This window comes from Martelella mediterranea (assembly GCF_004342225.1).
Taxonomy (GTDB): domain Bacteria; phylum Pseudomonadota; class Alphaproteobacteria; order Rhizobiales; family Rhizobiaceae; genus Martelella; species Martelella mediterranea_B.
In genome coordinates this window covers 60,584-75,009 of the sequence record NZ_SMAR01000003.1, presented here as the reverse complement: position 1 = coordinate 75,009, position 14,426 = coordinate 60,584, and the positions used below count along the sequence as shown (strand labels likewise).

At 54.4% G+C, this 14,426-nt stretch carries 16 protein-coding genes; 7 read left to right on the top strand and 9 right to left on the bottom strand.

The features are described from left to right. Positions 1–125: 125 nt before the first annotated feature. The 3 genes from EDC90_RS03170 to EDC90_RS03160 form a co-directional block, all read right to left on the bottom strand. Positions 126–683 carry a fasciclin domain-containing protein gene (locus EDC90_RS03170; protein WP_132308480.1) on the bottom strand — a complete coding sequence of 186 codons (558 nt, stop codon included), beginning with the start codon at positions 681–683 and terminating at the stop codon, positions 126–128. Positions 684–829: 146 nt separating this feature from the next. After that, positions 830–1,552, bottom strand: a complete 723-nt coding sequence (locus tag EDC90_RS03165; RefSeq protein ID WP_132308478.1) for an anti-sigma factor — start codon at positions 1,550–1,552, stop codon at positions 830–832. Continuing rightward, positions 1,549–2,046, bottom strand: a complete 498-nt coding sequence (locus EDC90_RS03160; protein WP_132308719.1) for a sigma-70 family RNA polymerase sigma factor — start codon at positions 2,044–2,046, stop codon at positions 1,549–1,551. The genes EDC90_RS03165 and EDC90_RS03160 overlap by 4 nt, the downstream gene beginning before the upstream one ends. Before the next feature lie 199 nt (positions 2,047–2,245). Between EDC90_RS03160 and argB the strand changes: the two genes are divergently transcribed. Next, positions 2,246–3,133 carry an acetylglutamate kinase gene (argB, locus tag EDC90_RS03155; protein ID WP_132308476.1) on the top strand — a complete coding sequence of 296 codons (888 nt, stop codon included), beginning with the start codon at positions 2,246–2,248 and terminating at the stop codon, positions 3,131–3,133. 17 nt (positions 3,134–3,150) lie between these two features. Here the strand turns inward: argB and EDC90_RS03150 are convergent, their stop codons facing one another. After that, positions 3,151–4,653, bottom strand: coding sequence for an MFS transporter (locus EDC90_RS03150; RefSeq protein WP_245510909.1), 1,503 nt, complete (start codon positions 4,651–4,653; stop codon positions 3,151–3,153). Between the two features lie 367 nt (positions 4,654–5,020). Continuing rightward, the gene (locus EDC90_RS03145) at positions 5,021–5,935 is read right to left on the bottom strand and encodes a DMT family transporter (RefSeq protein ID WP_132308474.1); all 915 of its coding nucleotides are present in this window, start codon (positions 5,933–5,935) and stop codon (positions 5,021–5,023) included. 504 nt (positions 5,936–6,439) lie between these two features. Here EDC90_RS03145 and EDC90_RS03140 point away from each other — a divergent pair. The 6 genes from EDC90_RS03140 (at position 6,440) to EDC90_RS03115 (ending at position 11,391) form a co-directional block, all read left to right on the top strand. After that, positions 6,440–7,162, top strand: a complete 723-nt coding sequence (locus EDC90_RS03140) for a pyrimidine 5'-nucleotidase (protein ID WP_132308472.1) — start codon at positions 6,440–6,442, stop codon at positions 7,160–7,162. 108 nt (positions 7,163–7,270) lie between these two features. Further along, positions 7,271–7,828: an EF-hand domain-containing protein gene (locus EDC90_RS03135; protein ID WP_132308470.1), complete on the top strand. Its 558-nt coding sequence runs from the start codon at positions 7,271–7,273 to the stop codon at positions 7,826–7,828. 320 nt (positions 7,829–8,148) lie between these two features. Then, positions 8,149–9,000: a 2,3,4,5-tetrahydropyridine-2,6-dicarboxylate N-succinyltransferase gene (gene dapD, locus EDC90_RS03130; RefSeq protein WP_132308468.1), complete on the top strand. Its 852-nt coding sequence runs from the start codon at positions 8,149–8,151 to the stop codon at positions 8,998–9,000. 78 nt (positions 9,001–9,078) lie between these two features. Beyond that, positions 9,079–10,275 carry a succinyl-diaminopimelate desuccinylase gene (dapE, locus tag EDC90_RS03125; RefSeq protein ID WP_132308466.1) on the top strand — a complete coding sequence of 399 codons (1,197 nt, stop codon included), beginning with the start codon at positions 9,079–9,081 and terminating at the stop codon, positions 10,273–10,275. Continuing rightward, on the top strand, positions 10,259–10,843 hold the full coding sequence (locus EDC90_RS03120) for a hypothetical protein (protein WP_132308464.1): 585 nt from the start codon (positions 10,259–10,261) through the stop codon (positions 10,841–10,843). The genes dapE and EDC90_RS03120 overlap by 17 nt, the downstream gene beginning before the upstream one ends. 83 nt (positions 10,844–10,926) lie before the next feature. Continuing rightward, on the top strand, positions 10,927–11,391 hold the full coding sequence (locus EDC90_RS03115; RefSeq protein WP_132308462.1) for a hypothetical protein: 465 nt from the start codon (positions 10,927–10,929) through the stop codon (positions 11,389–11,391). Positions 11,392–11,398: 7 nt separating this feature from the next. Here the strand turns inward: EDC90_RS03115 and arsH are convergent, their stop codons facing one another. From arsH to fmt, 4 genes are all read right to left on the bottom strand, one after another. Next, the gene (arsH, locus tag EDC90_RS03110) at positions 11,399–12,127 is read right to left on the bottom strand and encodes an arsenical resistance protein ArsH (protein ID WP_245510908.1); all 729 of its coding nucleotides are present in this window, start codon (positions 12,125–12,127) and stop codon (positions 11,399–11,401) included. A gap of 2 nt (positions 12,128–12,129) precedes the next feature. Beyond that, positions 12,130–12,546: an arsenate reductase (glutaredoxin) gene (arsC, locus tag EDC90_RS03105; RefSeq protein WP_132308460.1), complete on the bottom strand. Its 417-nt coding sequence runs from the start codon at positions 12,544–12,546 to the stop codon at positions 12,130–12,132. A 120-nt stretch (positions 12,547–12,666) separates the two neighbouring features. Beyond that, entirely contained in the window at positions 12,667–13,419 is a 753-nt protein-coding gene (truA, locus tag EDC90_RS03100; protein WP_132308458.1) for a tRNA pseudouridine(38-40) synthase TruA, read from the bottom strand. Continuing rightward, positions 13,419–14,357 carry a methionyl-tRNA formyltransferase gene (fmt, locus tag EDC90_RS03095; RefSeq protein ID WP_132308456.1) on the bottom strand — a complete coding sequence of 313 codons (939 nt, stop codon included), beginning with the start codon at positions 14,355–14,357 and terminating at the stop codon, positions 13,419–13,421. The genes truA and fmt overlap by 1 nt, the downstream gene beginning before the upstream one ends. Positions 14,358–14,426: the final 69 nt, after the last annotated feature.

The following is a 14,426-nucleotide window of genomic DNA, read 5'->3' as shown; positions in this document are numbered from 1 at the left end:
GGATGCACAAAGGACGCTCTGACCCGTTGAATCTAAACATCGTGATTTCCGAAAATGACGATGCGTAGCGATAAAAAGGGGAGCCACTGTGCTCCCCTTTTCGTATTCAAAGTTATTGCAACTGGTCAGCTCGCTGGCAGAAGAACCTTGTCGATCACATGAATCACGCCGTTCGACTGTTTGACATCTGCGATCGTCACATGGGCGGTACGGCCTTCTTCATCCGTCAGCATAATCGTACCGTCCATTTCCTTGGCCTTCAAAGTACAACCGCCAACGGTTGGTACATCATGCTCACCGCCGTCATCTGCGATCATTTTCTGGATCGCAGATGACATTGCATCAGCTGAAACAACATGGCAGGTCAGGACTTTAACAAGCTGCTCCTTGTTCTCCGGTTTCAGCAAGGTGTCGACAGTCCCTTCCGGCAGCGCAGCAAAAGCCTCATCTGTCGGAGCGAAAACGGTGAACGGCCCCTCTCCCTGAAGAGTCTCCACAAGTCCAGCGGCTTTGACAGCAGCAACAAGCGTTTCATGGTCCGCCGAGTTCATGGCATTTTCAACGATATTTTTATCAGGGTACATTTCAGCGCCGCCAACCATCGGATTTGCTGCGAAGGTCGCAACAGCGGAACCGGCGATCAGTGCGGCAGCGAGGCCGGAACGTTTCAAAGAATTCAGCATGATTTTCTCCTCTCAGGCGTAAAACTCTTGAATAAGCCCGGCGACGGCTTTTTCCGTGGCCGGACACCTTCAAGAGACGGATCTGAAAGAAAAAGAGTTTCAGAAAAACAGTTTTCTTTTCCGCATGCGGCGCAGCCGGATGCCTTCTAAAGCGACTGAAGCTCGCCAACGGCGATCACAGGCCCGGTTGGCTGGCCGGTCTGCGAACCGCCATAAGGCTCGATACTGACTGCAAAATACGCACCAGCTCCGATATCAGCCTTGATGTCGCGCGGCACCTTCAGCTCACCTTCCCCGCTCTGGGGCAGAACCCCAAGCGAAACCGGCGGGTTTTCGTCTTCAACCAGCCAGAGTTCAAGAGAACGCTCGTTGGCAGCACCTGCTGCAACGGGCGTAACCGTTACAACGCCGTTTCGGGCATTGTAGCGCGCAACCAGATTAACAGCATTATCCTCACCGCTTAGCTCTGCAACAAAGCCCGGTTTCTGTCCGACGAAGGGAGTGCCCTGATATATAAAAGTGACAGCGACCAAAATGACCGCCGCGACTGAAACGCCGCGCCAGAGGGCAATCGAATTCCACATACCGGCCAGAAAGTCACGTTTGTTCTCAGCCTTCATTGCCGAGTCGAACAGGCGGTCTTCGATCTTTCCCAGAACCGATGCGGGCGGCATTTCCGCGCCATAGGCGCTGTCGAGTGTTTCCAGAGTGACCTGCCAGTCATATACCAACGTGGCGAACGCGCGATCCTGCCGCATTCGCCTCTCAGCCGCGTGCCTTTCCTGCGATGAAAGCAGACCGAGAACATACTCAGCCGCGATCACGTCATCGCGTGGCTCTTCACCATTGATGTCTCCCGGCGTACTCATTGTTCCAGGCACTCTTTCAGTTTCATCAGACTGCGGCGCAGCCGGGTTCGCATTGTATTCAGCGGAACGGTATAGCGCTCCGCAAGCTCCTGATAGCTCAAACCTGAAACATATGCTTCTTTCACAGCAGACGCACAATCCGGCTCAAGTTCATCCATGCAATGATCGATGCGTCGTCCCTCGCTTTTCATATGCGCAGACTGTTCGGGGTCGTCAGCATCATCGGCAAGGTCGAAGGCTTCCTCGATATCTTTCGAAACAGGCTTTCTCTGGCGAAGACGGTCGATGGCATGATTGCGCGCAATCGTCGACAGCCATCCAGACGGCGAGCGTCCATCAGCTGAATATGTTCCAGCCCGCTGCCAGATCCGCACAAATATTTCCTGCAAGGCATCTTCCGCCTCGCTGCGTTCACCCAGAATACGAATACAAATGGCAAAAAGTTTCGGGCTCATGCGCTGATAGAGCGCATAAAAAGAGGTGCGGTCCTGCATTGCCACCCTTGCAATCAATTCAGCCAGATCTTCACTCGCCCTCAAAACCGGTATCCTTCCCCAAACCCGACCATATTAATGGTAGGGCAGTTTCCTGCTGCGGCAAGCAGTCTTTGCAGATAACCAGGTGAAGAATATTCACTCTGGCGAAGACATGCGCTAAAAAGCCGCGACAAGCGATCTAAATCCGGGGACATTCATGACACTGTCGGAAAATGAACAGCAGGCACGGCTCCTAGTGCAGGCCCTGCCCTACATGCAGAAATATGAAAACAAGACAATCGTCGTGAAATATGGCGGCCATGCCATGGGCGATGCCGAGCTGGGTCATGCATTTGCAAGCGATGTCGCTCTTCTGAAGCAATCCGGCGTCAACCCGATTGTCGTTCATGGTGGCGGACCACAAATTGGCAGCATGCTGAAACGCATGAACATCGAGTCGAAGTTCGAAGGCGGCCTGCGTGTCACGGATCAGGCAACCGTGGAAATTGTTGAAATGGTGCTGGCGGGCTCGATCAACAAGGAAATCGTTGCACTCATCAACCAGACCGGTGAGTGGGCCATCGGACTTTGCGGCAAGGACGGCAATATGGTTTTCGCCGAAAAAGCCAAGAAAACCGTTATTGATCCGGATTCCAACATCGAACGCATTCTCGATCTTGGCTTTGTCGGTGAAGTGGTCAATGTCGACACCACCCTGCTCGATCTTCTTGCCAAATCGGAGATGATACCGGTTATTGCCCCGGTGGCGCCCGGCAATGACGGACATACCTACAATATCAACGCAGACACATTTGCCGGCGCGATTGCAGGCGCTTTGCGTGCCACTCGCCTGCTGTTTCTCACCGATGTTCCCGGTGTGCTCGACAAGCATGGAGAACTCATCAAGGAGCTTTCCGTATCCCAGGCCCGTGAGCTGATCGCCGACGGAACGATTTCAGGTGGCATGATCCCGAAGGTTGAAACCTGCATTGAGGCTATAGAGGCCGGGGTCGAAGGTGTCGTTATTTTAAACGGCAAGGTCAAGCACGCCGTATTGCTTGAAATCCTGACCAAAGGTGGAGCTGGCACACTTATCGTCCGCTGACAGGCTTCTCCCGCGCATCAGCCAAGGTGCGCGGGCTCTTCAAGCACATCATTATTCTGCTCCGTTTTGCCGGGCGAAAGCAGCACAGCCATGAAAACCACGACGATATAGCCGGCGAGATTATAAATCATCGCGCGCGAAAACGCTTCGACATATGCCATGTGCAGGCCCGATCCGACATCCATGAGCGCAGCAAGGCGCGGAAAGAATATCTGGCTGACGACTGCAATTCCAAAGGCGCCGCCCAACTGCTGCACAGCTTGCAATGCGCCCGAGGCTGCACCAGCATCGTCATGGGGGACGCCGGACAGAACGAGCTGAAAAATCGAGGCGATCGCCACGCCAAGTCCAAGACCACCGGTCAGAAGTGGCAAGAAGACAGCCCAGTGCGAAACGGCATTTTCAACAGACAGAACATAAGCGCGCAGCCAGAATATCCCGATTCCCAGAACGATGACGCCGCCGATCACGCGCAGCTTCAGACCATGGGTTCCAAGCCTGCCGCTGATCAGCGACGCGATGAGCACGCCGAGCGAAAACGGCACTGTTGTAAGCCCGGATTTCAGTGGACTGAACTCGAAACCGACCTGCAGAAACAGCGCAAGACAAAGAAAGAAACCAGGCATGGTGGAGAAGAAGAACAGAGACATCAAACCACCAAGCATGAAATTACGGTTCTTCATAAGCGAGTATGAAAGAAGCTGAGGTGCGTTGAACCGGCTTTGCTTACGTTCCCACAACACAAAAGCCGACAGCAGCGGAATGGCACCGATCATCAACGCGAAGCACCACCAGGGCCAGCCGTAAGTTCGGCCTTCAACCAGCGGAAAAATCAGCATAAACATGGCAACCGCGATGAGGATAATGCCCGGCAAATCATTGCGCGCGCCCGGTCTGCGTGGCGTTGACGGAACCAGCTTCCAGCCTGCAAGTACAGCAAGCACCCCGATTGGCAGATTAATCAGGAAAATCGCTCTCCAGCCCAGACCGAACACATCGTGATCAATCAGGAGACCACCGATTACAGGCCCGCTGACTGTAGCAAGGCCAGCCGTCATGCCAAAAAAGCTGAACGCACGCGCGCGCTCACTCGACGAAAACATCACCTGTGCCAGCGCCAGCACCTGTGGAGTCATGATCGCAGCGGCAAATCCCTGAAAAAAACGTGAGGCGACCAACATACCCGTGGTATGCGAAAGGCCGCAAAGAGCGGAACCGATTGTAAAGCAGGCCACACCGACAAGAAAAACGTTCTTCTTGCCCATAATATCGCCAAGCCTTCCAAACGGCAGGAGTGCCAGCGCAAACACCAGCACATAGCCAGCGACAATCCACTCAATCGCAGTGCTGGAGGCGTTCAATCCTTCCTGGATTGAAGGCAAGGCGACGTTCACAATCGTAACGTCCAGCATATTCATGAAAACTGCACTCAGCAGTACTGCAAGAGCAATCCAGCGTTCGGGATTTTCTCCGGTTTCTTGAACGCTTGTTGGCGTCGTCGCATTCGAAATTGAAGCCACGCACTATTCTCCTGCGATTTTAAAAACAATGAATCAGGGCATGCTGCGGATAGGAATCGGCACGACGGCTACCCTCTGCGGCAAGCGCTACCAGATTTCGAATTGGGTCATGAAACACCAAAAGTCAAATGCAAGAAATCCCCTATCCTGAGAAGAGGCCGCGTTCTTCCCGTTTATCAATGGATACAACGAAAGGAAGCAACAGCGCGGTTAGAAATACAACCAGACCCATGACAATCATATAACTGATGCTCTTTGAAAAAGCCCGGGCAGTATCTGCCCTGCCCGCCAGCTGAGCATCAGTTCGGGAATTCAGTGGTCAGCAACGCCAAGTATATGTCAGCTTGAGGCGATCTTTTCATGGTGTTCACGAGACAAGAAGCACCAGAACTCCGATCACGATCAGAGAACAGCCTGCCAGCTCCGGCTTGGTAATCCGCTCGCGGAAGATAATCGCTGACGTTGCCAGTGAAAGAAGCATTTCGACCTGTGCGACCGCCTTTACCAGCGCTGCCTGCTGCAATGTCATGGCCGTAAACCAACCGAATGAGGCAGTCGCACCGACGAAACCGACTGCCAGAGCCGGCTTCCAGGCCTTGAACACGTTTGTCAGCTCATCCCGGTTAAAGACGAGCATCCAGACGCCCATCGAAACGGTCTGCACTGTTATCACCACAAGCAGGGTGAAAGCCGCCTGCATGACACTGTCCGGACGTTCAAGACTACCGGCCAGAGACAGAGATGCAGCACGATAGGCCACAGCCGAAAGCGCAAACAACGTTCCTGATCCAATACCAATAGCAGCCGTTCGGCTTGCAAGTCCGCCCAAGAAAGGCCGAACCCCGGCAGCATTGCGCGAAAGCGAAATCAGCATCACTCCGGAAACCGAAATCACAATCGCAACGATTGCGACGAACGAAATCTGCGCTCCGAAAAACAGGAAAGCGATGATCGCTGCCTGCGCCGGCTCTGTTCTTGAGTAAGCTGTACCAACGGCGAAATTGCGAAACGAAAACAGATAGACAAGCAAAAACGTTGCACCAATCTGGCTGAAAGCACCGATCAGTGCCCAGATCGCGAAAGCCTCGTTAGGCGATGGTATCTCGCGGCCAAGCCCGAATACCAGGATTGCGAGATAAAGCGCCGCGAAAGGAAGGCCAAAGCCAAAGCGGGTAAACGTCGCGCCCAGAGTGGCCATTCGCCCTTTCAGGTATTTCTGCAAGCCGGAGCGCATATTCTGCAGAAAGGCGGATGCAAATGTGATGAGGATCCAGAGTTCCATGGAAATTGCCTTCGTCATCGATGGCGGGTACGAAGCTCGGTCTTTCAGACTAATGGAATGAATTTGACATTTGAATTCCGCCTGCCGCCAGTGATAGTTTCAAATGTCAAAATCGAAAATTCCACTAGAAACATAAACTTAGCTAGCGGTTCTTTTGATTCCGGCATTTGGATAAGCGCGTGCGGAAAAAGGAACCAAATGCCGGTATCGAACCACTGGACGAGCCGCGGGCCGGACAAGTGTCACTGATATTCGGTAGAACCGGAAACCGTTCCGGTCAGGCAAATTCCGTATGAAGCTTTCCACGGACTGCGCCGCAAAACGACGCAAAAAAGCGGGCAGGCAACCGTTTCCGATCCTGCAACACAAAGGCGCTTGTCAAAGCGCAATTATAATGCCCACTTGCAAACATGATTGTGGAATAGCACATCGTTTTAAAAACCGGTAGTGCCGGTAAAGCTGCACAAAAGCCCTTGCTCCGCACGGGTATGAAACAGAGACTTCATGACTGATCCTAAAAAGCACCCCGAAAAAGCAGATTTCGTGAATGTCAAAGACTGGGTCTTTGACCTCGACAATACGCTCTATCCTCATTCCATCGACCTGTTCTCCCAGATCGACAGGAACATGACTGCCTACGTCGCCGCATTGCTCTCCATGGAGCCAGAGGAAGCGCGCAAGCTTCAAAAAGATTACTACCGCGACCACGGCACGACATTGCAGGGGCTGATGATCAATCACGGCGTCAACCCGGATGACTTTCTGGAGAAAGCCCATTCTATTGACTACTCTGTGGTGAAGCCGGATCGGGCTCTCGGCTCTGCGATCGCGGCACTTCCGGGTCGCAAATTTATCTTCACCAATGGTTCTACAGCGCACGCGCAAAAAACGGCCGAAGCGCTCGGAATTCTCGATCAGTTTGACGATATCTTCGATATCGTCGCTTCGGAATATACACCAAAGCCATCTGCTGAAGCCTACGAACGTTTCCTGAAGCGCTCAGGTGTCGATACCGCCCATGCAGCCATGTTCGAGGACCTGCCACGCAATCTAGAAACACCCAACCGGCTTGGGATGAAAACGATTCTCGTGGTTCCGGAAAATCTGGACTATGGTTTGGCACAGGCCTTTGAGCGCATTGGCGAGCATACTGCGCATATCGATTACGTTACTGAGCATTTATCTGATTTTGTTCAGTCCATCATTTCCGGGTTTATTGATGATTAGCAATTAATTCATTACACATATTTCACCCTACATTGCCTTCAATTAAGTATTTCCACAAAGAAGACTCATCTATTCTTTCCGTGTCACCATATAACGAGGACCAGAACCATGACCGGAAAGACACTGACTGTAATTGCCACGACCATCATGATTGGCGCTTCGGCGATGCCAGGCTTCACATGGGACAGGCTCACCCCACAACGAGGTGATCGCTTTGTCGAAATTGATACGGACAGTGATGGGAGCATCACTCCGGAGGAGTTTGCGGCGTTTCATCAGCAGAGAATGAACGTGGGTGCTTCAAAACAGTTTTCAGGCGCCGGTGCTGACAATATGGCGCTCAATGGCAACCAGAAAGGCACGGGAAGTCAACTGGCCGGGAACAGAAGATCGCTTTCCGCAGATTGTCCGCGGGATGGGAGCCGCAAGATGGCACTCAATGCCGACAACGGGCAGCAGGGAATGCCCGGCGGCCAAAGAATGCAGCCCGCCAACAGACAGGGACATATGAAAAACACGCTGTTCGTCCGCGCGGACCTTGATGGAAATCAGCAGGTCACTGAAGACGAATTCACCAAGGCCGCAAGCCAGATGTTTTTGCGCATGGACCGCAACAAAGACATGATCATCACAACCGATGAATTCCCGGCCCGCGCAATGCGCTGATGTTCGACCACCGATGCCTCTCAGCATTCAGACCGGATGCTGAGAGTACTTCATTCACCCTCACTGACGTCCGGCAAGGTTTCACTGTTCAGGGCCAACGGCCTGCCCCTGCATCCACTGAAATCAGCCGAGCGGTTCAAATCTATTGCGTAAAATCAAACCCGACTGACCTTTCCCGCCAACCTCACAGATGCCTTTACCCGCCGCAAAGATTGACGCATTGCCAAGCCTCGCTTAGAGCGTTTGGTAACGTTTTTGCGGTGCGCTGTGCCGCATCAGATCATGAGCGCGCATCGACCGCGACAGGCAAAGGACAGACCATGACCGACCTCACGTCTCTTGAGCAAACCATCGAAACCGCTTTCGAAAATCGCGGCGAGATCACCACAACGACACGCGGTGAAGTGCGGGATGCCGTTGAAGAATCACTGAACCTGCTCGACAGCGGCAAGGCGCGTGTTGCCGAGCGTGGCGAAAGCGGCGACTGGGCCGTAAACCAGTGGCTCAAGAAGGCTGTCCTTCTTTCTTTCCGTCTCAACGATATGGAAACGATTCCCGGCGGCCCCGGCACCGCAACATGGTGGGACAAGGTTCCATCAAAATTCGACGGATGGGGTGATGAAAATTTCCGTCAGGCCGGTTTCCGTGCTGTCCCGAATGCTGTTGTGCGCCGCTCGGCTTACGTCGCACCGGGTGTTGTGCTGATGCCATCATTCGTTAACCTCGGCGCCTATGTTGACGAAGGCACGATGGTTGATACCTGGGCCACTGTCGGCTCCTGCGCCCAGATTGGCAAGAATGTACACCTTTCCGGCGGCGTTGGCATTGGCGGCGTTCTGGAGCCTATGCAGGCAGGCCCGACGATCATTGAAGACAATTGCTTTATCGGCGCCCGTTCGGAAGTTGTCGAAGGCTGCATAGTGCGCGAAGGCTCGGTTCTGGGCATGGGCGTCTTCATCGGCAAGTCGACGAAGATTGTTGATCGTGCGACCGGTGAAATCACATTCGGCGAAGTGCCGCCTTATTCTGTCGTCGTCGCCGGATCACTGCCAGCTGCAAAGCCCATGGGCAACGGCCAGCCTGGTCCCGGCCTCTATTGTGCCGTCATCGTCAAACGCGTCGATGAAAAAACCCGCTCGAAAACCGGCATCAACGAATTGCTGCGCGACTGATTGTCGGCCATTATCGCAAGGCGGAAGGTATCAGCCCTCCGCCTTTTCTGTATCATCCAGAGCCCATAACGACTGACCATGACCGTGCGTAACCCCGTATCCAATCTGCAAACACTGATCCGCTGCCCTTCGGTAACACCGGAAGAAGGCGGCGCGCTTGATGCCCTTGAGGCTATGCTGTCTCCAATGGGTTTCCATGTTCAGCGTATGGTCGCAAAGGATGAAAACACGCCGGATGTCGAAAACCTTTATGCCCGCTTCGGCAGCGATGGCCCGCATCTGATGTTTGCCGGTCATACAGATGTCGTGCCGACAGGTGATGATGCACTGTGGTCGCATCCTCCTTTTTCCGCTGACATCGATAATGGCCGGGTTTTTGGCCGTGGCGCGGTTGATATGAAAGGCGGCATCGCCTGCTTCATCGCGGCCCTCGCCCGCCATATCGAAGAAAATGGCCCGCCTCCCGGCTCGGTCTCATTGCTGATCACAGGCGATGAAGAAGGCCCCAGCATCAACGGCACGGACAAACTCCTGAAATGGGCGGATGAGCGCGGCGAACGCTGGGATGCAGCACTGGTCGGCGAGCCAACCAACCCGGATGTGCTTGGCGAGATGATCAAGGTCGGACGCCGCGGTTCCCTGTCTGGCCGGATCACCATCCGAGGCACGCAGGGACACGTTGCCTATCCGGACCGCGCCGACAATCCGCTTCGCGCCTTGCCAGCAATGCTTCAGTCCCTGATGGGGAAAGCATATGACAATGGCAATGACCGTTTCCCTCCGTCCAATCTCGAAGTTACATCCGTTGATACCGGCAACAGCGCCACGAACGTCATACCGGATCATGTCTCTGCTGTCTTCAACATCCGGTTCAACGACAGCTGGACGACAGAGACACTTCAAAACGAGATCGTCAGCCGCCTTCAGCGGGCTGCTCAGGATTTGTCCCTGCGATCGGGAAAACAAGCGGCCACATTCGACATCGAATGGCTTGGCCGCCCGAGCCCGGTGTTTCTGACGCGCAATGACGCACTTGCCGGCTCACTGTCAGAGGCCATTGAGGCCGTCACCGGGAAGATGCCATCGCTTTCGACCACCGGGGGAACGTCTGATGCCCGTTTCATTAAGGATTACTGCCCCGTCGTCGAGTTCGGACTAGTCGGCCAGACCATGCATAAAATCGACGAACATGTGCCGGTCAGTGATCTTGAAACGCTGACCGTCATTTATCAAAATTTCATCGGGAGGTGGTTCGCTCGTGCCGTCGGTCGCTGAAATCCTGTTTTACATGCGCGGTCTCTGGCGCCTTTTCAAAGGTGATCCTTCAGCCGGGCGTTATCTCGATTTCACGGAACGCGGGCTGAAGCGCTCGTTCTGGTCCATGGCGCTCAGCATGCCATTCATGATGATGACAACCATGTTCACGCTGGCCGAACAGCAGCACTTAGCCTTCGCCGCGGACATTCGTACCGTTATCAGGACAGCTCTTGTCGAGGGATTGAGCTGGGTTGTCCCGCTCGTTGTTTTCGGTGTGATCTGCATGATCGCGGCACTGCCGAAATCTTTTCCGCGGCTTGTGATTGCCAGTAACTGGATGAGCCTTCCGGTTAACGTCATAGCCGCCATCGCCATTGCACTCATTGCCAGCGATTTAGGCATTCTTTCAGAGATCGTGCTCCTCTTCCTTCAGGTCATCGTTCTTGGTGCCTTCGTATTTGAAATCCGTATCGTCTATGTGCTGATGGAAAATCGCCTCATGCCAACGGCGGCAGCCATTGTCTCGGCCTCGATTATCGCATTGCTCATTTCAGATATCGGAATGCGCTATATCGGGGGCCTTTGAACGGACGGAAACGGAACCGGTTGACATTCTCAGGCGCCGGCTTAATCGTTGACGTGCATTCTGGGTTGTCAGGGAGGGCTAAAGTGTTTCGATTCATGCTGCCGCTATCAATGGGTCTTGCCCTGGTTGCCTGTCAGACCGGCCCCCTTAACGTTCTCTATAAAGAAGGCAGCACACGCTCCCAGCGGCAGGAAGCCTATGATCAGTGCGTCATCAAGGCCTTGAAAGAAGTTCCGCAAAACATGGTGACAGAAGTGTCCGGCGGCTACAGCATGCCGGGATATGTCGACTGTGATACAGATGGAAATCAAACCTATTGTACAGAGGTCGGTGGCTATACCACGCCGATCACCAGCCAGTCTTACGATACGAACCGAAACCTTCGCAGCCGCGTGATCAACCGCTGCCTTGAAGATAAAGGCTATGCAGCGATCCAGCGTCCGGTCTGCGATAGCAAGACCGAACGCGCGAGTTACGCAATGTTGACACGTCAGCCCAATGCAGCAGACATTACTTGCGTCGATGGCCAGTCTTTCGATCCAAGCTAGAAAAACGTCAGAGCGCTTTCTGATTGACCCGCTTTGAAAGCGCTTCCGCACTCTCGACACGCTCGGAATACCGTTCCGTCATATAGCCGCTTCGGCCGCGGAGCAGTAGTGTGAACTTCATCAGCTCTTCCATCACGTCGACCATGCGATTGTAAAACGGCGAAGGTTTCATCCGGCCATTGTCTTCAAATTCGTTAAAGGCTTTCGGAACCGATGACTGGTTCGGAATGGTCACCATGCGCATCCATCGCCCGAGGATCCGCATCTGGTTGACGGTGTTGAAGCTCTGCGAGCCGCCGCAAACCTGCATCAAAGCCAGAACCCGTCCCTGCGTCGGACGCATACCGCCGAGTGAAAGCGGCAGCCAGTCAATCTGCATCTTGAAAACTGAACTCATGGCGCCGTGACGCTCAGGAGAACACCAAACCTGCGCTTCCGACCAGAATGAAAGTTCTCTCAATTCCTGCACTTTCGGGTGACTTTCGTCAGCTCCACCGACAACGGGCAGGCCTTCTGGGTTAAAGATCCGCACCTCTGCTCCATAGGCCTGCAATATGCGTGCGGCCTCCTCGGTCAGCAGTCGCGAATAGGAGCGATCGCGCAAAGAGCCATAAAGCATCAGAACACGCGGCGGATGATCGGATGTGTCACCCGCAAAAAGGCGCTGCTGATCAATGGGCTGAAAAGATGCTGTATCCAGCGCAGGCATATCATTTTCGGGGTGCTCTTCCTGCATATTCAGCCACCTGTCTGCTTTGGAATGACCACCTCGCCATCTTCTTTGGAAAAGACTCCGATGTCAGCGTTTGCCAGGATTTCCAACACGGTTTCAGATGGACGGCAGAGCTTTACGCCCTTTTCAGTTACGACAATTGGTCGATTGATGAGAATCGGATGCTCCATCATCGCGTCAATCAACTGCTCATCAGAAAAGGCCGGATCATCCAGGCCCAGCTCAGCGTAAGGCGTTCCCTTTTGCCGCAAAAGGTCGCGCACGCCGATCCCCATACGGCTGATCAGGTCAACCAGTCTTTGACGCGATGGCGGGTTTTTCAGATACTCGATCACTTCCGGCTCTTCGCCGGATTGACGGATGATCGCAAGAACGTTCCGCGACGTTCCGCAATTCGGGTTGTGATAGATTGTTACCGGCATATCGGCCCTCATAATTCAATATATCCAGATTTATAGAAATATAGAATTATGGCTGTGCAGACAACCGCAAAATCTGATTGCGCATCATCTGAGAATATACAAATCGTCAGGGTGATAGCGTCAGTCGCCGGGGTAATCGACCTGAAGAAAGAACAGCCCGTCGGGCGGCGCAACCGGCCCGCAGGCTTTGCGATCGCGCGCTTCAAGCATGCCCTCAACGTCGTCGGCTGAGACTTTGCCTTCGCCGGCAAGCTTCAGCGTTCCGGCAAAAGAACGGATCTGGTTGTGCAGAAAGCTTTGTGCCGAAGCCCTGATCTCAATAACATCGCCATTGCGGCTCACATCCAGCCGGTCCAGTGTACGCATCGGCGAGTTGGCCTGACAATGTACAGAGCGGAATGTCGTGAAATCATGATGCCCGATCAACCGCTGCGCCGCCTCATGCATGCGCTCATGATTCAGGGGCTTTGGAACCCACCAGGCACGTTTTTTCTCTAGCGCAAGATGGCCGCGACGGTTGATGATCCTGTAAAGATAATGCCTTTTGATCGCAGAAAACCGAGCATCGAAATCGTCACTGACCTGTTTCACGTCCACCACGGCAATGCCGTGCCCGGCCATTCTGAGATGCGCATTGATGGCATTGAGCAACTGAAATTCGCTCCAGTTCCGCATCAAATCCAGATGGGTTACCTGCCCCAGTGCGTGCACGCCGGAATCCGTCCGCCCTGCGCCGCGAATGGTTACGCTTTCCTGCGTGAGGCCATGCACGGCCTCCTCAAGGCTGCCCTGAACGGATGCGCCGTTATCCTGACGCTGCCAGCCGACATAACTGGTTCCGTCATATTCCACTGTCATGCGATAACGCGGCATCAGGCGAGCACCGTCCCCGCTTCCAGCGAGGTGCCGCGCAGAAAATCTGCAGCATCAAGAGGCTTGCCACCGGCCTTTTGAAGCCGTGTCAGACGCACCGCGCCGGAACCACAGGCGATGACAAGACCAGACTGGTCCAGCACAGTTCCTGCTGGCCCGGAGCCCTCAGCAACAGTACTGGCAAGCACCTTCACACGATCTGCTTTCTGGCCGCGCGGTACCTCCATCCATGCCCCCGGAAACGGCGACAGCCCGCGAATATGATCGTGTACAGACCTGGCTGGCGCAGAAAAATCAATCCGGGTTTCGGCCTTGTCGATTTTACGGGCATAAACGGCGCCCTCTTCCGGTTGCGGCGTCAAAGGCAAATCACCGGCTTCCAGCTTATCCATCGCCCGCACCATCAGGCGTGCACCTGTCTGCATCAAACGGTCATGCAGCTCCCCGGCAGTCATATTGGCACCGATCTCGACAGCTTCAGTCATGGCAACAGGGCCGGTATCCAGCCCCTTTTCCATGCGCATTACCATCATCCCGGTCTCTTTGTCGCCCGCCATGATTGCCCGCTGAATGGGTGCTGCACCGCGCCAGCGCGGAAGAAGCGAGGCATGCCCGTTGAATGCGCCGAACCGCGTGCCGTCAAGGATCGCCTCGGGAAGCAACAGACCGTAGGCCACAACAATCGCCACATCTGCATCAAGCGCCCTGAAATCTGCGCGCTCCGCTTCATCTTTGAAGTTCAGCGGTGTGCGAACCTCAAGCCCGAGCAGTTCTGCGGCCTGATGCACAGGTGTCTTCACCGCGCTCAACCCCCGCCTTCCCGCCGCACGCGGCGGCTGGGTGTAGACACGCACGATGTCGTGACCGGCATCGGCAAGCGCCCTCAGCGTCGGGACAGAAAAATCCGGCGTTCCCATAAAGATGATTTTTAACGCCATGCTGCACCTCTTCCGTGTTCGCCTCAATGCCTGAATAGCCCAGACAGGCCGGAGCCTGGCTTGTCGAAG

Excerpts from the sequence above, each read along its gene's own strand:
- EDC90_RS03170 (WP_132308480.1), bottom strand. The coding sequence starts at position 683 with ATGCTGAATTCTTTGAAACGTTCCGGCCTCGCTGCCGCACTGATCGCC.
- EDC90_RS03165 (WP_132308478.1), bottom strand. The coding sequence starts at position 1,552 with ATGAGTACGCCGGGAGACATCAATGGTGAAGAGCCACGCGATGACGTG.
- EDC90_RS03160 (WP_132308719.1), bottom strand. The coding sequence starts at position 2,046 with ATGCAGGACCGCACCTCTTTTTATGCGCTCTATCAGCGCATGAGCCCG.
- argB (WP_132308476.1), top strand. The coding sequence starts at position 2,246 with ATGACACTGTCGGAAAATGAACAGCAGGCACGGCTCCTAGTGCAGGCC.
- EDC90_RS03145 (WP_132308474.1), bottom strand. The coding sequence starts at position 5,935 with ATGGAACTCTGGATCCTCATCACATTTGCATCCGCCTTTCTGCAGAAT.
- EDC90_RS03140 (WP_132308472.1), top strand. The coding sequence starts at position 6,440 with ATGACTGATCCTAAAAAGCACCCCGAAAAAGCAGATTTCGTGAATGTC.
- EDC90_RS03135 (WP_132308470.1), top strand. The coding sequence starts at position 7,271 with ATGACCGGAAAGACACTGACTGTAATTGCCACGACCATCATGATTGGC.
- dapD (WP_132308468.1), top strand. The coding sequence starts at position 8,149 with ATGACCGACCTCACGTCTCTTGAGCAAACCATCGAAACCGCTTTCGAA.
- dapE (WP_132308466.1), top strand. The coding sequence starts at position 9,079 with ATGACCGTGCGTAACCCCGTATCCAATCTGCAAACACTGATCCGCTGC.
- arsH (WP_245510908.1), bottom strand. The coding sequence starts at position 12,127 with ATGCAGGAAGAGCACCCCGAAAATGATATGCCTGCGCTGGATACAGCA.
- arsC (WP_132308460.1), bottom strand. The coding sequence starts at position 12,546 with ATGCCGGTAACAATCTATCACAACCCGAATTGCGGAACGTCGCGGAAC.
- truA (WP_132308458.1), bottom strand. The coding sequence starts at position 13,419 with ATGCCGCGTTATCGCATGACAGTGGAATATGACGGAACCAGTTATGTC.
- fmt (WP_132308456.1), bottom strand. The coding sequence starts at position 14,357 with ATGGCGTTAAAAATCATCTTTATGGGAACGCCGGATTTTTCTGTCCCG.